This window comes from Nocardioides plantarum (assembly GCF_006346395.1).
Classification (GTDB): domain Bacteria; phylum Actinomycetota; class Actinomycetes; order Propionibacteriales; family Nocardioidaceae; genus Nocardioides; species Nocardioides plantarum.
In genome coordinates this window covers 1,699,622-1,717,286 of sequence record NZ_VDMS01000001.1, presented here as the reverse complement: position 1 = coordinate 1,717,286, position 17,665 = coordinate 1,699,622, and the positions used below count along the sequence as shown (strand labels likewise).

Here is a 17,665-nt window from a genome sequence, read left to right as displayed (position 1 = left end):
GGACATAATGCACGCGTGTCCGACACCCAGCCGCCGCCGACGTCCCCGTCGTCCGGCCCGAGCCACTTCGGGCGGTACGCCGTCCGGCGGCGGATCGGCAGCGGCGGGTTCGCGACGGTGTGGCTGGGCTACGACGAGCAGCTCGACGCCCCGGTGGCGATCAAGGTGCTCGCCGACAACTGGGCCGAGCAGCACGAGGTGCGCACCCGCTTCGTCGAGGAGGGCCGCTACCTGCGGCGCGTGGAGTCGCCCCACGTGGTGCCGGTCTACGACGCCGGCTCGCTCGACGACGGCCGGCCCTACCTCGTGATGGCCTACGCCGACCAGGGCACGCTCAGTGACCGGCTCGAGCAGGGCGGCGTCACCGTGCCCCAGGCCCTCGAGGTCGTCGCCCAGGTCGGACGCGGGCTGCAGGCGCTCCACGACCGCGGCATCCTGCACCGCGACGTCAAGCCCGCCAACGTGCTGTTCCGCACCGTCGACCCGTCGGCCGGGCCCGACGGCGTGCGCGCCATGGTCGGCGACCTCGGCCTCGGCAAGGCCCTCGACGTGTCGTCGCGGCTGACGATGATCGCCGGCACCCCCGCCTACGTCGCGCCCGAGCAGGCCCAGGGCGAGACCCCCGACGCCCGGGCCGACCAGTTCTCGTTGGGGGTGCTCACCTTCCTGCTGCTGAGCGGGCGGCTGCCGTGGAACCACGCGTCGCTGCCCGCGGCCGCCGCTCCGGCCGAGCCGGCGGCGTTGTCGGCGGCCGGACGGGAGTTCCCCGACGCCGTCGAGCAGGTCGTACGCCGCGCGCTCGCCGTCGACCGCACCTCGCGCTGGCCCAGCGTGACGGCGTACGTCGATGCGCTGACCAGCGCCCTGGCCGACGGGCAGGGCGGGCCCGACGGCCCCGGCACCCGGCTGCTCCCGCTCGACCCGGCGCTGACCCAGCCCGGTGTGCGGCCCACGCCGATGCCCTCCGACAACCCCCTGCCCGAGCCGGTGCCGCCGCGGCGTCGTCGGCGCGTGGGCCGTGCCCTGGCGATCGCGGTCGCGGTGCTCGTCGCCCTCGGCGGGGGCGCGGCTGCGGGCTACTACGGGCAGGACGAGCTCGACCAGGAGGCAGCCGGGCCGGCCGAGGTCAGGATCATGGACGCCTCGGACAGCGTGAGCGTCCTGGTCCCCGCCGCCTGGGACCTGGCCCAGGGCACCGGTGGGTGGCGTCCGCCCAACTCGGCCGACGAGAGCCTCGTCGCTGCCCTGTCCGTCGGCACGAGCCCGTCGTGGGCGACGGACCCCGCTGCGGAGGGCGTCTTCGCCGGCCTCCTGCCCGGCGACCGGTTGCCCGAGGAGGTGCCGCAGCACCCGAAGTGCGAGAACTCCACCAGGAGCGTGCGCAACGACGCGACCAGCACCGTCACCGGTGTCTTCACCGGGTGCCCGGGAGGCGGGGTGATCGCCGAGCGCGTCGTGCGGGTCTCGCAGGACCAGCTGCTCTGGATCCAGATCCGCAGCTCCGACCGCGGCACCGCCAACCGGGTGCTCGACGGGGTACGGGTCTACGGGTTCTGACCCGGCTCCGAGGTGCTCAGCTCGATCCCGATCCGGGCGGAGAGGTCCTCCAGGCCGGCACGGTCGCGGAACCGCCCGTAGGCCGCCACGGTCACGAAGGCGTTGTCGTCCTCGCCCTCGTAGAACTTCTCGACGGTCACCCGGTTGTAGCCGTCGGTGTCGACGTAGGTCGCGGTGAACCCGTCGCCGGTCTTGTTCAAGGTGTAGTCGAGGTCGCCGAGGTTGCCCTGGAGGACGGCCGACTGGAGCGAGGAGATCCGGGCCCGCAGCGCCGAGTCGACCGAACGTCGCTGGGCGGCGATGATCTGCACGCGCAGGCCGTAGGACTTCGGGCTGTTGCCCGGCACGGTGAAGCCGAACTTCGTCTCGCCGTCGAACGTCCTCTTCCAGCCGCGGGGCACGGGGAGCCGCACGACGTACTCCGGGTCGCCCTCCACCGGGATCTGCAGCTCGGTCGGGTCGAGCACGACCTCGGGCTCGAGGGTGTCGTCGTCCGGGTCGGGCTGGGCGACCTTGACCGGCAGGCTCGGCGTGGCCGGGATCGGCTCGATCGCGGCGGCGACGGGTCCGGTGTCCGGGGCGTCGTCGTCCTGCATGCTCGCGTAGGCCCAGCCGCCGGCGGCGCCCACCACCAGCGCCAGGAGCACCGCGACCGCGACCCGCCACCTCACAGGCGCGACCCTATGTCAGCGGTCGCCCGCGACGTTCACTAGCGTCGTCACCGTGGGTGACCTGCTGCTGCGCGAGACACGCCTCGTGCCCCTGACCGACCCCGTGACCGACCCCGCCCCGGCCGGGCCGGTCGACGTGCTCGTGCTGGACGGCGTGGTCACCGCGGTCGGCCCCGGGCTGGCCCGGCCGGCCGGCGTCGAGGAGGTCGCCGCCGCCGGACGATGGCTCGCCCCCGGGCTCTGGGACCAGCACGTCCACCTCGGCCAGTGGAGCCTGAGCCGCCAGCGCGTCGACACCGGGGCGGTCACCTCGCCCGAGGAGGCCCGCGACCTGGTCGCGCGGCTCGTCACCGAGAGGCCGGGCCACCCGGTGATCGGGTTCGGCCACCGTCCCGGCACCTGGAGCCGCGAGGTCACCGTCGCCGAGCTCGACGAGGTCTCCGGCGTGACCCCGGTGGTGCTGATCGCCGGCGACGCCCACCACGCGTGGCTCAACAGCGTCGCGCTGGCCGCCCTCGGCCTGGGCGCCCGTGACGAGGTGGTCCGCGAGAACGAGTGGTTCGCGGCCTACGAGCTGCTGACCCGGCTCACCGGGGCCCCCGGCGACGGACCCGACGCCTACCGCTCCTCGCTCGAGGCGGCTGCCGCGCGCGGCGTGGTCGGCCTCGTCGACTTCGAGTTCACCGGTGGGGCCGACGAGTGGCGGTCGCGCTGGGCCGAGGGCTGCGACCTGCTGCGCGTGCGCATGGCGTCGTACGCCGACCGCCTGGAGTCGGTGATCGAGGAGGGCCTGCGCACCGGCACCCCGCTCGTCGCGGGCGACGACCGGCTCGTGATGGGTCCGCTCAAGATCATCAGCGACGGCTCCCTCAACACCCGGACCGCCTGGTGCTGCGAGCCGTACGCCGACGGCGCCCGCCTGCCGCACCCGTCGGGTGCCGCCAACCTGCCGCCGCACGAGCTGCAGGCCCTGCACGCCCGGGCCCACATGTCCGGCCTGCACGTGGCGACCCACGCGATCGGCGACGCCGCGGTGTCGGCCGCGCTCGACGCCTACGCCGCGACCGGTGCGCTCGGCTCCGTCGAGCACGCCCAGCTGGTCGGGGTCGGCGACGCCGCCCGGATCGCGGCGCTCGGGCTGCGCGCGTCGGTGCAGCCCGCCCACCTGCTCGACGACCGCGACCTGACCGAGCTGATCTGGCCCGGCCGCGGCGACCGGTCCTTCGCGTTCCGCTGGATGCTCGAGGCGGGCGTCCGGCTCGTGCTGGGCTCCGACGCCCCGGTCTCGCCGCTCGACCCGTGGCTGGCCGTCTCCGCGGCCGTGCACCGCGGCTGGGTCGACGACGACCGCGACGCCTGGCACCCCGAGCACTCCCTCACCCCCCGGGAGGCGCTGGCCTCCTCGGTCGACGAGCAGCCGACCGTCCGGGTCGGCTCCCGCGGCGACCTCGTCCTGCTCGACCACGACCCCCTCGCGCCGGCGGAGTCGGCCCGGGAGGCCGCTGCCGCCCTGCGTCGTACGACGGTGGCGCTGACCGTCGTCGGCGGGCGGGTCGTCCACCGCTCCTCGGAGCTGTAGGGCCGGTCCGATCGACCGCCCTGAGCCCCTAGGCCCTAGGGGCGTCAGTTGCTCAGCGCGTGAAGTCGCTTGAGGGTGTTGGTGGAAGAGAACTGGGCCCCGTCGGCGAGCGTGAACGTAGAGCACGAAAGCTTGGAGACGGGGATCGCGCGGGGACCGGCGGTCGTAGGGATCAGTACCTCGTAGGTGAGCGGAGGCGGGCTGTCGGCGAAGTAGCACATGGACGGGGACTGGATCTTGCGGGCGGACTGCAGGGCCTTGAGCAGATCAGCTGACTGCTCGGCATTCAGGGGCTTCTGCCCGCTCAGGGTGTCTTTGTCCTGATACGGGTCACCGGTGGCAGGGTTGCTCCACCGACAAATCGTCAGTCCGTCGCTGGCGGCCTCGAGGTCGCGAGTCGTGGCGATCTCGACGGCGTCGAGCGTCTCGCCGCAGGCGATGGCCTTCGCGCCGGTGGTGTCAGTCGTGCCGGAGGCAGCCGCGGTGTTCGAAGGGCTGGGGGCGTCACTGGGGCGTGCCAGGGCGGCGATCCCGACGCTCGCGACGGCCACGCAGCCGGCCGCGGCCAGGGCCGTGCTGCGCCAGCGGCGGCGCGCGATTGCCTTGACCTCTCCAGTGAGGTTTGGGTTGGTGCTGCTGGAGGCCCGTGCTCCTGCGGTCTTGATCGAAGAACGGAGCTGGTCTTCCCACTGGCTGTTCATTGCTTGCTCTCCCACGGTGAGGTCTGAAGGGTCTTGAGGGCTCGTGCGTGGTGCGAACGCACGGTTGATTCCGGCATGCGGAGCGTCTTGGCGATCTCGGTGAAGCTCAGGTCGTCGAGGTAGCGCAAGGCCACTACCAAGCGCTGCTTGGGGGTGAGCTGCGACAAGAGCTCTGCGATACCTCCTGTCGAGGTGGCTCGCGAGGCTGTGTCCTCGACCAGCACGAAGACGTCGCTGATGGGGGACTCGCGGCGGCGGTGCTTGCGCCAGGCGCTGATGTGGGCGTTGGCGATCATCCTGCGTACGTAGCGCAGGGGATCGTGCGTTCGCGAGATCCAGACCCACCTGATGTAGGCGCGCACCAACGCCTCCTGCAGTGCGTCGTCGGCGTCGCTGGGGTTGCCACACACCACTAGGGCGAACCCGCGAAGCGAGGCGACGTGCTGGTCGACCCAAGTGTCGAACGATGAGGCGCTGCTCGTGGCTGATCGGGTAGGGCCGTCGGTCCGGTTGTCGTTGGCGCCGGTGCTCGGGTCAGGACCGAGGTCGTCGTCTTGTTGTTGATGCATCAGAGCCTCCACAGCCCATACACGTCGCGGCCGGTCTCGGGCGTTGCACCGTACGCGAGGTATTTTCTGGGTGGGCCGTGGAGGCTCTGGGGGTTGTGATGGTCAGAGCGGCTTAGGCCGCCCGCCAATGGTCAGTACAGGGCGCGCATCCCGAGGATGTCTCCCCGGCCGAGGTAGCGCCAGTCGGTCGCGCAGGGTTTCGAGGGGTTGGGGAACATCAGCTGGCTGTCGTCCGTGACGTGGGCGAGGCCGTACCAGTGGCCGAACTCGTGGGTCGCGACCCCTTCGAGGTCGAAGTCGCGATCCTGCTCGCAGTACGAAGCGTTGGGGTAGATGGTCCAACCCGCCGCGAAGGCGGGCCGGCTCCCGAAAGCCGCGAAGCTGCTGGCGATCTCCATGTCGACTTCGGCGGTCTGGTCGACACCGTCGCGGTAGTTCCGGCGCGCGCAGGTGGTCGCGAGCACGATGCTGTTTTGCTTCGACCCGCGCTGGCCGAACTGGACCTCGTTCAGGCCATCACGGGTGCTGTTGGCCATACATACCGAATTGCCCGCGGAGTCGAAGCTGATCGGCGCCACGACGTTGGTGTCGCCGAGGTAAGTGCCGCTGATGGTGGTTGCGTCCCCAAAGCCGCAGCTATTCTCCTGGTGCACGACGTTGCCCAAGGCCGTCCTGATGGCAGTCACCGCCCCGGCCACGCTCACCTCCGCGGTCGGGATGGTTCCCTGGTTGATGCGCCACTCCGGAGAGGTGTCGCCCCACCGGGTCCCGGTGAGTGCGTGGGCACTGCTATTGCACTTGTTGCTCTCGATCGGCGGAGGTCGATTCGGGAACTCAATGTCCTGCGGGTCCAGCGATGCCTCCGAGTCCTCGCCGGAGGTTGACGGTGCAGACTCGTGGGTCATCTCGACCTCGACGGTTCCATCCGGTGTGACGCCAACGATGAGCCCGGTCTCGGTGCCGTTGCTCATCATGTCGGTCAGGGAGATCGCCTCTCCGACTTCGGGCACCACCACGGTCCCGGAGGTGGATACGACGGACATTCCCTCCAGGTCGCATCCGGTGGCTGAGGCCCCATCGGCCTCGGAGACCGTGAGAACCTGGTCGCTGGTGCTAGGGCACGTCTCAGTTGGCGAGCCGGAGCCCGATGCCGACCCAGTGGACACGAAGGTCACAGTGAGGACGGTGCAGAACGATGCCGCGATAGCGGCTCTCATGGTTCTCATGGGTAAGGAAGAACACTTGTGTCCGACAACCGCAGACGTAAGGGGGAAACCGGTAACTGGTCTAGACGCCCCAGCGGTCTGCGCTCCGCCCCGCTCCGCAGTCCACAGCCGAACGATGAGGCTCATTTAGCGTTCGACCTGATGTCGCTCGTCTGCACGTTCGAGGCAAGGCTCGAGTGATCGTCGCGCCCAGCTCGAGGTACGCACCCTCGCGGCAGAGCGGACAAGCGTCGCTCAGAGCCAGAGCCGGGCCCTGACACTCATCGGGTACGCCCGCGTCTCTACCCTCGATCAGGATGTCGCACTGCGGCATCGGGTTTCGCTCACTGACCGAGGCCATCGACACCACCAGCACGGTCGGCCGGACCCCGAGCCCTCGAGCCCCCGATAACCAAGGCGGCCCCTAGAGCAGCGCCGTGACGAGCTTGGCGACGGCCTGCTGCTCGACCCCGAACGGGTGGAAGGGGATCGTGCCGTCCGGGGCGAACTCCGCGCCGTTGACCCAGGGTGTCGCCGAGCAGATGTCGTGACCACGGCTCGGACCCTCCAGGTCGACGAAGTCGAGGTCGAGGCGCTCGGCCTGCCCGCGCAGCAGGTCGGACAGTCCGTGCGTCACCTCGTTGAGGAGGGCGAAGTCGCCCGTCGCGAGGGGAGCCCGGTCGGGGCACCCGCCCGAAGCCGGCAGCAGGTCGGGGTAGCCGACGACGACGACCTTCGCCGACGGGGCCGCCGCCGCGATGGCGTCGAAGAGGCCGTCGAGGTTGGCGTCGATCTTGGGCAGGGTCTTGTCGAGCTCGGCCCGGACGGTGTCGGAGCAGGGCGTGCCCTCGGGATCGGAGCCGGCCAGGCTCGTGCAGGTCTGGATGAGCTTGGTGAACAGGTCGAAGTCGTTGCCGCCCACCCCGATCGTCACCAGCTCGGCGTCGGGGGTGATCCGGGTGACCTGCTGGGCGAGCACCGTCGCGGTGGTCGCGCCGCTGCAGGTGACGTCGGTGACGGTGAGGTCGGCGGCGGACGCGACGAGCTGGGCGTAGTTGCCGCTGGAGCGGAAGCACCCCCCGGCGCCGGAGGTGGTGGGTACGCCGGGGGCGGCCGCGTAGGAGTCGCCGAGGGCGACGTACTGCGGGCCGACGGTGGGCGCCTCGGGCGTGGGGGAGCCCGACGGTGACGCGGACGCGGAGGCGGACGCCGAGGGGGAAGTCGACGCCGACGCCGAGGTCGGCTCGGCGGCGGGTGCGTCGGAGTCGGAGCAGGCGCTCACCAGCCCCAGGGTCAGCACCGCCAGGACGGCGACAGGTCCTCGCATCACCTGGCCGAGGCTACGGGGGAGCGCCCAGCGCGAGGGTGAGCGCGAGCACCACCTCGGGGTCGTCGAGCGTGTCGCCGTAGGCCTCGCGGACCTGGCCCATGCGGTAGCGCACGGTCTGGGGGTGCACGAACAGCGCCGCCGCCACGTCGTCGCGCCGCCCCTGGAGCAGCAGCCACAGGCGCAGGGTGTCGGCGAGCTTGTCGATCGTGCCGGGGCGCAGCGCCGCCAGGGGGGCCAGGGCCTGGGCCCGCAGGTCGGCCAGCGCCTCCGGGTCGGCGGTCAGCACCAGCCGGGTCAGGTGCTGCTCGGTGTCGTGGCCCAGGCCGAGCGCCCGGGCCCGCAGGACCCGCTCGTAGGACGCCCGCACCGACAGCCAGGGGCGGGCGGGGCCGGCGACGGCACCGCGCTCGGGTAGGGCGCGCAGCAGCCGGGCGCGGGCACGGCCGTGGACGTCGGGGACCAGGAGCAGGACCCCCTCGTCGAGGCCCGGGGGGTCGGCCGCCTGCAGGGTCGTGGGGGGTACGACGGCCAGCAGCGGCCTCACCTGCGACTCGGGCACCACGACGGCGGTGAGCGTGCGCGGCTCGGGCCAGTCGGCGCGGTCCACGGCGGCGCGGACCGTCTCCTCGGTGACGTCGCTGCGCGCGACCAGGTGGTGCGCGAGGCGCTCGAGGCGACGCTGGCGCACCCGGCCGGTGGTGGCCAGCTCGTCGGTGTGGCCGGCGACGCTCGCCGCGGACAGCTCGTCGATGTAGGCGAACACCAGGGCGGCGAACGAGGCGAGCGTCTCGGCATCGAGCCCGGCACGCACCGCGCCCTGCGCCATCCGCTGCCAGGACACGCGGGCCCCGATGCGGTAGGCCGACAGCAGCGCCTCGGTCGACCGACCGCCGCGCGCCTCGCCGCGCCCCAGCTGGTAGGCGCCGTCGACGGCCGGCGCGGTCGGCGTGCGTGGGTCGGTGCCGTGGCGGCTGCTGGCCAGCGAGAGGAAGCCGCCCAGCGCGACCTCGACCGCGCCGCGGATCCGAGCGCCCATCGGGCCGTTGAACGCATCGGTGTAGCTCGGGACCTCGTCGATGATGGCGGCGACGACCTCCTCGGCGACCGCCGGCAGTCCCTCGCGGATCTCGGCCGCCACCTGGCCGGGCAGGAGCAGCCCGGGATCGGTGGTCCGGCGCGGCCTGGGGGGCATTCTGTCTCCAGAGAACAAAAGAGGGTGGGATCTTCACGTCCCGTGGTCAGGATCTTAGCGCCGGGAGCCGACATACTGGAGCACATGACCTCGACCGCCCTGGACGCACCCCGTGAGTCCCGCGGCCTGCGCCAGCGCCTGCGTCGGCTCGCCGACGCCGCCGTCACCCCGCTCGACCTCGACGACGTCCTCGACGTCTTCCACCCGTTGCGCGCCGGCACCGAGCTGCGCGGGCGGATCGTCGAGGTCCGTCCCGAGACCGCCGACTCCGCCACCCTCGTCATCAAGCCCGGCCGCGACTGGTCCGGCCACGTGCCGGGGCAGTACCTCCGCGTCGGCGTCGACGTCGACGGGGTCCGCCTGTGGCGCACCTACTCGCTGACCCACGGTCCGCGTCGCGACGGGTGCATCTCGATCACCGTCAAGGCGATCCCCGACGGGCTCGTCTCCGGCTACCTCGTCCGCCGCGCCCGGGTCGGCGAGATGATCCAGATCGCCCAGGCCGACGGCGAGTTCGTGCTGCCCGACCCGCTGCCGGCCAAGCTGCTGCTGGTCACCGCCGGCTCCGGCATCACCCCGGTCATCGGCATGCTGCGCAACCTCTACTCCCGCGCGGTCGCCCCGGCCATCGACATCACCCTGGTCCACGTCAACGTGACCGAGGACAGCGCCATCTTCCGCGACGAGCTGCGCGCCCACGGCGAGGCCGGGCACCTGCGCCTGGTCGAGCGCTACGACGACCGCGACGGCATGCTCGACGTCGCCGAGCTCGAGACCCTGGTGCCCGACCTCGACGAGCGCCTGGCCTACGCCTGCGGCCCGGCCGGCCTGCTCGACGCCCTCGAGGCCCACCACGAGGCCCGCGGCCTCGACCTCACGACCGAGCGGTTCCGCCCGGTCGTGCTCGGTGAGACCGGCGAGGGCGGCACCGTGTCGTTCGCGTCCGGTCAGGTCGTCGACTCCGACGGCTCCACCCCGATCCTCGACGCCGGCGAGTCGGTCGGCGTCCTGATGCCGAGCGGCTGCCGCATCGGCGTCTGCTTCGGCTGTGTGCTGCCGCTCCAGGCCGGCGCCGTGCGCGACCTGCGCAACGGTGCCATCACCGTCGCCGTGCCCGGCGAGACCGGCCCCGAGGGCATCGCCATCCAGACCTGCATCAACGCCGCCGCCGGACCCTGCACGATCAAGGTCTGATCTCGACAAGCTCGATCACCGAAGATCTCGACAAGCTCGATCACCGAGATCTCGACAAGCTCGATCACCGAAAGGCATACCGATGACCGTCATCACCAAGCAGGACGTCAACCCGACCGCCCACCTCTCGGCCGAGGACGTCGAGATGATCGGCGTCGAGCTCGACGCGATCCGCCAGGACGTCCTCGACGCCCGGGGGGCCAAGGACGCGGCCTACATCCGCAAGGTCGTCGACGTGCAGCGCAAGCTCGAGCTCGGCTCGCGTGCGGTGCTCCTCGGCTCGGCCCTGCCGCCGCTGTGGGTGCTCGGCACCCTCGGCCTCTCCATCGCCAAGATCCTCGAGAACATGGAGATCGGCCACAACGTCATGCACGGCCAGTGGGACTGGATGCGCGACCCGAAGATCCACTCGACCACCTGGGAGTGGGACAACGCCTCCACCGCCGAGGGCTGGAAGCACTCCCACAACGAGATCCACCACACCTACACCAACATCGTGGGCAAGGACAACGACCTCGGCTACGGCATCATGCGCATCGACGAGGACCAGCGCTGGCACCCCTTCCACCTGGGCCAGCCGCTGTGGAACTTCATCAACGCCTGCTTCTTCGAGTACGGCATCGCGGCCTACGACCTCGAGCTCGGCAAGAACCTGTCGATGCCCAAGGAGAAGCGCAGCGAGCGCTTCAAGGCCGACCTCGCCAAGACCCTGAAGAAGATCCGCCAGCAGGCCACCAAGGACTACGTCGTCCACCCCGCGCTGGGCCTGCCGTTCGGCGCCACCCTGCCGATCCTCGGCGCCAACTTCACCGCCAACCTGGTGCGCAACCTGTGGTCGCACTCGGTGATCATGTGCGGTCACTTCCCCGAGGGCGTCGAGACCTTCGAGCGCAAGTCGATCCCCGCCGACGAGACCCGCGGCCAGTGGTACCTCCGCCAGATGCTCGGCTCGGCCAACATCTCCGGCTCCAAGGCCATGCACCTGATGACCGGCAACCTGTCGCACCAGATCGAGCACCACCTGTTCCCCGACCTGCCCTCGAGCCGCTACGCCGAGATCGCGCCCAAGGTCGAGGCGCTCTTCGACAAGTACGACCTCAATTACCACGAGGCGTCGCTGCCCAAGCAGGTCGCGAGCGCCTGGCACCGCGTCGTCCGGCTCTCGCTGCCCAACGGGTTCCTGGCCACCACGACGCCCAAGAACCTGCCGGCGCAGGCCAAGCTGCTCTGGGCGATGTCGACCAAGGGCCCCAAGATCCGGCGTGCTGCCCAGGCCCGCCTGGTCCAGCTCGAGAAGCGCCAGCGGACCGAGAAGAAGGCCGCCGCAGCGGCCTGACCCTCACACCAGCGCGGGGACAGCAGGCTCCTCTGCCCGCGCGACTGCGACGGCCCGGCGCAGCCGACGCTGCTGGCTCGCCATCACGACGACGGCGAGCACGGTGGCACCCACGGTGACGCCGAAGGCTGCCGTCGACCCGTGCGCGTCGGCGAGGCGACCGGCCAGCCCGGCGCCCAGGGCGTAGCCCACCCCGGTGGCGCTGGCGAGCAGGGTCATCGCGGTGCCGACCCTGCCGGGCGGGACCACCCGCTCGCCGAGCGAGAAGACGCCGATCATGAACGGCGCGACCGCGCAGCCGAGCACCAGCACGCACAGGGTCGCGCCGAGCAGCGAGTCGACCACCAGCAGCGGGAGCGACAGCACGAGCAGGGCGCAGGCCGCCACGAGCGAGCGACGCTCGTGGCCGACCCGCTCGGGGACGTACGCCGTGGCGATCCCGGCGACGGCGCTGCCGACCCCGAGCGTGGCGTGCACGAGCCCGGCCAGCCCGGGCGTCCCGGACTCCGTCGCCAGCACCGTGGCACCGGTCTGGGTGGCGCCGAACAGCGTGCCGATGGACAGCTGGGCCAGGGCCAGCACCCCGAACGCGACGGTGACCAGACGTCCGCCCGACGCGGCCGTGGGAGCTCCGGACACGAGGCGCGCCGAGGGGTCGAGCGCGAACGCCGTACCGAACACGGCGAGCAGGACGGCGGCCACGACGAGCGCCCCGCCGGGCGAGACCGCGACGGCGACGAGCCCGACCAGGGCCGGCCCGACGGCGAACGACGCCTCGTCGGCCGCCCCCTCGTAGGAGAACGCGGCATCGACCAGGCGTCGTTGGTGGGGCCCCTGGCCTGACGTGATCGGGCGCCAGCGCACCCGCGCGAGCGGGCCGACCTGCGGGAGCACCAGTCCGGTGACCGCGGCGGCGACGACGAGGGTGACGTCGGCGAGGCCAGCGTGTGCGCAGGCCACCAGGAGGCTCAGGCCGGTCGCGCCGGCCAGGGACTGCACGAGCACGACCGGACGCTGGCCGACCCGGTCGGACAGCGAGCCGGCGACCGGGGCGCCGACGGCGTTGGCGACGGCCAGGGCGCCGGCGGCCAGGCCGCCGAGGCCGTAGCTGCCGGTGGTGGTCGCGACCAGCAGCAGGGTCCCCAGCTGGCTCATGGCCAGGGGGAGCCGGCCGAGGAAGGCGACGGCGACGTAGGCCGGTCCGGCCAGGTGGAGGAGTCGGCGGTAGGAGGCGAGCGGGGTCACGGGTGGTGCCTTTCGAGCGCGTCGGGACGACGCGCCGAACCCACCTCCGAGACGCGTGAAACCCTCTGCGTCCCCGACGATACGTCAGCTGCCGAGCGCCGCCGAAACGACGTCGCGTGCCGACTCCTGCACCTCGGCGAGGTGGTCAGGGCCGCGGAACGACTCGGCGTAGATCTTGTAGACGTCCTCGGTGCCCGAGGGACGCGCGGCGAACCACGCCGACTCGGTCGTCACCTTGAGGCCGCCGATCCGGGCGCCGTTGCCCGGCGCCTCGGTGAGCCTGGCCGTGATCTCCTCACCGGCCAGCGTGGTCGCGGTGACGGCGTCGGGGCTGAGCGCGGCGAGGGCCGCCTTCTGCTCGCGGCTGGCGGGCGCGTCGATCCGGGCGTACGCCGGGGCGCCGTGGCGCGCGACCAGGTCGGCGTAGTGCTCGCTGGGGCTGCGGCCCGTCGTGGCGATGATCTCGGCGGCCAGCAGGCAGAGCACCAGGCCGTCCTTGTCGGTGGTCCAGGTCGTCCCGTCATGGCGCAGGAACGACGCCCCGGCGGACTCCTCGCCACCGAAGCCGAACGACCCGTCGACCAGTCCCGGCACGAACCACTTGAACCCGACCGGCACCTCGACCAGGGGCTTGCCGAGGTCGGCGGCGACCCGGTCGATCATCGACGACGACACCAGGGTCTTGCCGATCCGCGCCCCCGCGGGCCAGCCGGGACGGGCGCCCCCGAACAGGTAGCCGATCGCCACGGCCAGGAAGTGGTTGGGGTTCATCAGCCCGGCGTCGGGGGTGACGATGCCGTGCCGGTCGGCGTCGGCGTCGTTGCCGGTGGCGACGTCGAACTCGCCGCTGCGCGCCACCAGCGAGGCCATGGCGTCCGGCGACGAGCAGTCCATCCGGATCTTGCCGTCCCAGTCGAGGGTCATGAAGCGCCACGTCGCGTCGACGAGGGGGTTGACCACGGTCAGGTCGAGGCCGTGCCGCTCCGCGATCTCGCCCCAGTAGTGCACGGACGCCCCGCCCAGCGGGTCCGCCCCGATCCGCACGCCGGCCTCGCGGACCGCCGCCAGGTCGACCACCGAGGGGAGGTCGTCGACGTACGTGCCGAGGAAGTCGTAGGACCCGGCGGCGCGGCGGGCCCGGTCGAAGGGCACCCGGCGGACGCCGTCGAGCCCGGCGCGGATCAGCTCGTTGGCCCGGTCGGCGATCACCGCGGTGGCGTCGGTGTCGGCCGGCCCGCCGTGGGGCGGGTTGTACTTGAAGCCCCCGTCGTACGGCGGGTTGTGCGACGGCGTCACGACGATGCCGTCGGCCAGGCCCGAGGTCCTGCCCGCGTTGGCCCGCAGGATCGCGTGGGACACCGCCGGCGTCGGCGTGTAGGCGTCGCGCGAGTCGACCAGCACGGTCACGTCGTTGGCGGCGAGGACCTCGAGCGCGGTGGCCCACGCCGGCTCGGACAGGCCGTGGGTGTCGCGGCCGATGAACAGCGGGCCGTCGTAGCCCTGCTGACGGCGGTAGTCGCAGATCGCCTGCGTGGTGGCCAGGATGTGGGTCTCGTTGAACGACGTCTTCAGCGAGGACCCGCGGTGCCCGCTGGTCCCGAACGCGACCTGCTGGTCGACGTCCTCGGGATCGGGCACGCCGGTGTAGTAGGCCGTCACGAGGTGGGCGACGTCGACGAGGTCGGAGGGGGCGGCGAGCTGTCCAGCGCGGGGGTCGGCCATGGCGACATCCTGCACCTCTCGGCGCCGGATCAGGCAGGAGGCGCGGGCCGGCGGACGAGGTAGTGCGTCCCGAACCGCACCTCGTAGCCCAGCTCGGCGTTGATCCGCCGGATCCCGGCGTTGCCGGCCTCGTTCTCGGTCACGCACACGCGCCCACCGAGGCGGGCGCCGTCGAGGTGGGCCTGCTCCTTGACCAGCCGCGCGAGCCCGTGGCCCCGCCGGGCCGGGTCGACGCCGGTGTAGGCGATGAACAGGGTGCCGTCGGGGGTGACGTCGCCGACGGTGATCGCCGCGGGGGAGCCGTCGACGCGGGCCAGCACCGCGACCGGGTCGCCGGTGTGGGCCAGCGCACGCAGCGAGTCGACGGTGGCGACCTGTCCGGCGGCCGCCTCGGGGTTGGTCTGGCTGGCCAGGAGCATCGCCTCGACGGCGTCGGCGTCGTCACCCGCGAAACGCAGGTCGGGCACGCTCTCGAGCGTCACGCCCGCACCCGGGGCCGGCGTGGGCAGGTCGGCGAGCACCTTCTGCGAGCAGATCGAGGTGCGCTGGACGGCGTACCCCCAGTGCTCGGCCACGGCCAGCGAGCCGGGCTCGTCGTCGTGGACGCTGGACCGCAGCTCGGTCGTGTCGGCGGGGACCCGGGCGAGCAGGGCCTCGTGCAGGGCGCTGCCCACCCCCTGCCCCTCGTGCTCCGTGAGCACGCTGACCGCCACCAGCCGGGTGCCGTCGGGCAGGAGCGCGGCCCGCGAGAGCCGGCCGTGGCCCAGCAGGGCGCCGTCGTCGTCGCGGGCCACCAGGGCCACCAGGTCCGAGAAGACCTCCGGGTGGTCGTAGGTCCACGACGCGGCGTCGGCCGTCAGGTGCGGGCTGCGCCGCAACGACGCTGCGATGACCTCGGGGTGGCCGCCCGGTCCGATCTCCTCGATGCGCACCCGCCGAGTCTGGCCCACGCCGTACGTCGATCCGGCGGCGGCCTCGACGCCAGCCGACGACGACCGGTGCGACGAAGAAAATGATGGGGTCCGCCTCTATCACGAAAGGCAAGAGCGGTGCTAATTTGCTGACAATCTAGGCAAGGGAGTACTTGACATGGCTTTCTCCGGACTTCGGCTGGACGATCTGTCCGAGCCTGTGACACCGCCTGCCGCCAACGTCGACGTGGTCGAACCCAACATCACCCTGGTCATCGCCACCGTGGTCCTGGTGATCGCGCTGTGAGCGCCACCGACGACCTGTTCACCGAGGAGGCGCAGACCGAGCTGCGGCGCATCCTCGCCGAGGAGCCGACCGCACTGGCGACCTTCCACAGCTTCCTCGCTGCGCGCGAGTCGCTCATCGAGATGGTCGCGAGCCGCGCCGGCGGCCAGCTGGTCCAGTCCACCGCCGACGGCGGCAACAGCCTCGTCGACGAGGTGGTCGCTCGGGCAGGCGACCTGGGGGTCGCGCTCGAGTCGGAGCACATCGGGGAGTTCCTCACGTCCGGCGGTCACCAGCTCTCGACGCTCGCCGCCCCTTCGTGAACCGAGGTCCCCTCGACGCCGACAGCTACCGCGAGCGAGTTCAGGGCATCCCCGCGCTGAACGAGTTCTGCGGCACGGTCGCAGCGACGCTGGCCGAGCGGCCCGACGGCATCTGGGCGCTCGAACCCGGCTTCCGCAGCCTGCTGTCGTCCGGCTTCGTGACGGAGCTGGTCGCCGACGAGCTGCGCAAGGTCGCAGCCGACGCTGCGCACGTCCCTGCCGGGGGCGGTTCCGAGGCGGACCTGGCCCTCGTGGTCGATCCGGTCTTCGTGTTGTCGCTGCGCCTGCTTCGTCCGGAGCAGAACTACTCCGACAAGCTCTACAGCGCGTCCCAGCACGGACTCCTGGGAGTGATCGCGGTGCCCGGAGCAGAGGCAGGCGTCCCGGTGAGCCTGTTCGAGCAACCCGACCCCGAGCCCTACGACGAGGTCGATCGCGACAAGGTGCTCCGACCGCGAGGCACTCGGGTCATCCAGCCGCTCGACGTCATGAGGGTGCGGGCCGGGTACGACGTGTTCGCCATCCAGCCTGTCTCCGCACCGGTCCTCCTGATCTCGCTCGGCACGAAGAACGTCAGCTCGCTGAGGATCGAGTACGACCCCGAGACGCTACGCCCCAGCCGGGCGATCGCTGCCTCGGTGGAGTCGTCCCGCCTCGAGTTCACCGCACGGATGCTGTCGGAGATCGGCAACGACCAGAGCGCCGAGAGCCTGGCCGTCCTCACCTCGCACTCGGACCACTTCGTGCGATGGTCCGCCATCCGCGCCATGGTCCGGTTGGACGCTGTCTACGGTCGCTCCTTCGTCGAACGCGCCACTGCCGATCCGCACCCCCACGTCCGAGATGCGGCAGTCAGGGCACTGCCGGTGGTCGAGGCCTACCTCGACGAGCTGTCCGTCCAAGCGAGGAGCTGATCCCGTGGCCTACACCCTGGATGCTGACGTCAGTGGCAGCATCGACATCGACGAGTACATCGACTTCGTGACACGGACCGTCGACCTCAACGACGAGGACAGCATCCTCGAGTCGGCCAGCATGTTGAAGGCGTTGAGCAACAACTCCGAGTTCATCGCCACGAGGTTCAACGACGAGCTGCTGGCCTGGAGCGAGTTCCAGACCGGCAACGGATACTCGTCGCAGACGCTGATGCTCGGGCAGGGCGAGAAGTTCGCGGTGCGGGCGAACATGTGGGTGCCCACGGGCGCCGACCGCGACATCTGGGACTGGGAGTCGCACCTCTACGCCTACTCGCGGCCTCACGACCACAACTTCTCGTTCATGACCGTCGGCTACTTCGGCCCGGGCTACGAGACCTCGATCTACGAGTACGACCCGCGCGCGGTGGTCGGCACCGCAGGCGAGACCGTCGACCTGGAGTTCCTGGAGGACACGTCACTTCCCGCCGGCAAGGTGATGTTCTACCGCGCGTCGCGCGACATCCACGTCCAGGCGCCGCCGCCGGCCTTCTCCATGTCGATCAACCTGATGATCGTGTCCGCTGACTTCGGATCGCGAGATCAGTACTGGTTCGACCTGGAGTCCCAGAAGGTCACCGGCCACGTCCAGACCCCGGCGGCCAGCCAGATGCTCATGTGCCACCTGGCACGCTGGTTCGCCTCGGACTCGACCATGGACACCCTCGACCACCTCACCGAGCGGGCGATCAACCCCCGGGTTCGGCTCGCTGCGCTCGACTCACTCGCTGCCATGCAACCAGGAGAGCGGGAGACGCTCGTGCGGCGTGCGGCCGACGACCCCAGCCCCCTGGTGCAGGACTTCGCGAACGGGACGCCGTCGGACGGGCCGACCTGAGACACCGCGCTCCTTCGACACCGGAGCCTCCG

17 protein-coding genes are annotated in these 17,665 nt (G+C 71.6%); 8 read left to right on the top strand and 9 right to left on the bottom strand.

Annotated elements, in window-relative coordinates:
- The first annotated feature begins 15 nt into the window (after positions 1 to 15).
- Positions 16 to 1,557 carry a serine/threonine-protein kinase gene (locus tag FJQ56_RS22405; protein ID WP_140008756.1) on the top strand — a complete coding sequence of 514 codons (1,542 nt, stop codon included), beginning with the start codon at positions 16 to 18 and terminating at the stop codon, positions 1,555 to 1,557.
- On the opposite strand, the gene FJQ56_RS08055 is transcribed toward FJQ56_RS22405, so the two are convergent.
- Positions 1,545 to 2,228, bottom strand: coding sequence for a hypothetical protein (locus FJQ56_RS08055; RefSeq protein WP_140008754.1), 684 nt, complete (start codon positions 2,226 to 2,228; stop codon positions 1,545 to 1,547). The two genes, FJQ56_RS22405 and FJQ56_RS08055, sit on opposite strands and share 13 nt — an antisense overlap.
- Before the next feature lie 52 nt (positions 2,229 to 2,280).
- Between FJQ56_RS08055 and FJQ56_RS08050 the strand changes: the two genes are divergently transcribed.
- Positions 2,281 to 3,807 carry an amidohydrolase gene (locus FJQ56_RS08050; protein ID WP_140008752.1) on the top strand — a complete coding sequence of 509 codons (1,527 nt, stop codon included), beginning with the start codon at positions 2,281 to 2,283 and terminating at the stop codon, positions 3,805 to 3,807.
- Between the two features lie 44 nt (positions 3,808 to 3,851).
- Here the strand turns inward: FJQ56_RS08050 and FJQ56_RS08045 are convergent, their stop codons facing one another.
- From FJQ56_RS08045 to FJQ56_RS08025, 5 genes are all read right to left on the bottom strand, one after another.
- Complete coding sequence (locus tag FJQ56_RS08045; protein ID WP_140008751.1) at positions 3,852 to 4,508, bottom strand: hypothetical protein; 657 nt, start codon at positions 4,506 to 4,508, stop codon at positions 3,852 to 3,854.
- Positions 4,505 to 5,089 (bottom strand): RNA polymerase sigma factor, encoded by a 585-nt coding sequence (locus tag FJQ56_RS08040; protein WP_140008749.1) that lies wholly within the window; start codon positions 5,087 to 5,089, stop codon positions 4,505 to 4,507. Before FJQ56_RS08040 ends, FJQ56_RS08045 begins: the two co-directional genes overlap by 4 nt.
- Before the next feature lie 119 nt (positions 5,090 to 5,208).
- Positions 5,209 to 6,120 (bottom strand): matrixin family metalloprotease, encoded by a 912-nt coding sequence (locus tag FJQ56_RS08035; RefSeq protein WP_170215314.1) that lies wholly within the window; start codon positions 6,118 to 6,120, stop codon positions 5,209 to 5,211.
- Positions 6,121 to 6,706: 586 nt separating this feature from the next.
- Positions 6,707 to 7,609, bottom strand: coding sequence for an SGNH/GDSL hydrolase family protein (locus tag FJQ56_RS08030; RefSeq protein WP_246084119.1), 903 nt, complete (start codon positions 7,607 to 7,609; stop codon positions 6,707 to 6,709).
- A gap of 13 nt (positions 7,610 to 7,622) precedes the next feature.
- A complete protein-coding gene (locus tag FJQ56_RS08025) occupies positions 7,623 to 8,804 on the bottom strand; it encodes a helix-turn-helix domain-containing protein (RefSeq protein WP_140008743.1) in 1,182 nt (393 codons plus the stop codon).
- Positions 8,805 to 8,888: 84 nt separating this feature from the next.
- Between FJQ56_RS08025 and FJQ56_RS08020 the strand changes: the two genes are divergently transcribed.
- Positions 8,889 to 9,998: a ferredoxin reductase gene (locus FJQ56_RS08020; protein ID WP_140008741.1), complete on the top strand. Its 1,110-nt coding sequence runs from the start codon at positions 8,889 to 8,891 to the stop codon at positions 9,996 to 9,998.
- Positions 9,999 to 10,080: 82 nt separating this feature from the next.
- Complete coding sequence (locus FJQ56_RS08015) at positions 10,081 to 11,334, top strand: fatty acid desaturase family protein (RefSeq protein WP_140008739.1); 1,254 nt, start codon at positions 10,081 to 10,083, stop codon at positions 11,332 to 11,334.
- Between the two features lie 3 nt (positions 11,335 to 11,337).
- Here the strand turns inward: FJQ56_RS08015 and FJQ56_RS08010 are convergent, their stop codons facing one another.
- From FJQ56_RS08010 to FJQ56_RS08000, 3 genes are all read right to left on the bottom strand, one after another.
- Positions 11,338 to 12,579, bottom strand: coding sequence for an MFS transporter (locus FJQ56_RS08010; RefSeq protein WP_140008737.1), 1,242 nt, complete (start codon positions 12,577 to 12,579; stop codon positions 11,338 to 11,340).
- 84 nt (positions 12,580 to 12,663) lie between these two features.
- Positions 12,664 to 14,301 carry a phosphoglucomutase (alpha-D-glucose-1,6-bisphosphate-dependent) gene (gene pgm, locus FJQ56_RS08005; RefSeq protein WP_140008735.1) on the bottom strand — a complete coding sequence of 546 codons (1,638 nt, stop codon included), beginning with the start codon at positions 14,299 to 14,301 and terminating at the stop codon, positions 12,664 to 12,666.
- Positions 14,302 to 14,330: 29 nt separating this feature from the next.
- Positions 14,331 to 15,233, bottom strand: coding sequence for a GNAT family N-acetyltransferase (locus FJQ56_RS08000; RefSeq protein ID WP_140008733.1), 903 nt, complete (start codon positions 15,231 to 15,233; stop codon positions 14,331 to 14,333).
- 157 nt (positions 15,234 to 15,390) lie between these two features.
- Here FJQ56_RS08000 and FJQ56_RS22890 point away from each other — a divergent pair, with 157 nt between their 5' ends.
- From FJQ56_RS22890 to FJQ56_RS07985, 4 genes are read left to right on the top strand one after another with little or no spacing between them, the layout of a single operon-like run.
- The gene (locus FJQ56_RS22890) at positions 15,391 to 15,519 is read left to right on the top strand and encodes a hypothetical protein (protein WP_281284663.1); all 129 of its coding nucleotides are present in this window, start codon (positions 15,391 to 15,393) and stop codon (positions 15,517 to 15,519) included.
- Positions 15,516 to 15,821 (top strand): hypothetical protein, encoded by a 306-nt coding sequence (locus FJQ56_RS07995; protein ID WP_140008731.1) that lies wholly within the window; start codon positions 15,516 to 15,518, stop codon positions 15,819 to 15,821. The genes FJQ56_RS22890 and FJQ56_RS07995 overlap by 4 nt, the downstream gene beginning before the upstream one ends.
- On the top strand, positions 15,818 to 16,735 hold the full coding sequence (locus FJQ56_RS07990; protein ID WP_140008729.1) for a HEAT repeat domain-containing protein: 918 nt from the start codon (positions 15,818 to 15,820) through the stop codon (positions 16,733 to 16,735). Before FJQ56_RS07995 ends, FJQ56_RS07990 begins: the two co-directional genes overlap by 4 nt.
- 4 nt (positions 16,736 to 16,739) lie before the next feature.
- Complete coding sequence (locus FJQ56_RS07985) at positions 16,740 to 17,633, top strand: hypothetical protein (protein ID WP_140008727.1); 894 nt, start codon at positions 16,740 to 16,742, stop codon at positions 17,631 to 17,633.
- Positions 17,634 to 17,665: the final 32 nt, after the last annotated feature.

What these genes read in the sequence shown, in the direction of transcription:
- FJQ56_RS08045 (WP_140008751.1), bottom strand. Translation starts at nt 4,508, where the DNA reads ATGAACAGCCAGTGGGAAGACCAGCTCCGTTCTTCGATCAAGACCGCA.
- FJQ56_RS08035 (WP_170215314.1), bottom strand. Translation starts at nt 6,120, where the DNA reads ATGTCCGTCGTATCCACCTCCGGGACCGTGGTGGTGCCCGAAGTCGGA.
- FJQ56_RS08030 (WP_246084119.1), bottom strand. Translation starts at nt 7,609, where the DNA reads ATGCGAGGACCTGTCGCCGTCCTGGCGGTGCTGACCCTGGGGCTGGTG.
- FJQ56_RS08025 (WP_140008743.1), bottom strand. Translation starts at nt 8,804, where the DNA reads ATGCCCCCCAGGCCGCGCCGGACCACCGATCCCGGGCTGCTCCTGCCC.
- FJQ56_RS08020 (WP_140008741.1), top strand. Translation starts at nt 8,889, where the DNA reads ATGACCTCGACCGCCCTGGACGCACCCCGTGAGTCCCGCGGCCTGCGC.
- FJQ56_RS08015 (WP_140008739.1), top strand. Translation starts at nt 10,081, where the DNA reads ATGACCGTCATCACCAAGCAGGACGTCAACCCGACCGCCCACCTCTCG.
- pgm (WP_140008735.1), bottom strand. Translation starts at nt 14,301, where the DNA reads ATGGCCGACCCCCGCGCTGGACAGCTCGCCGCCCCCTCCGACCTCGTC.
- FJQ56_RS22890 (WP_281284663.1), top strand. Translation starts at nt 15,391, where the DNA reads ATGGCTTTCTCCGGACTTCGGCTGGACGATCTGTCCGAGCCTGTGACA.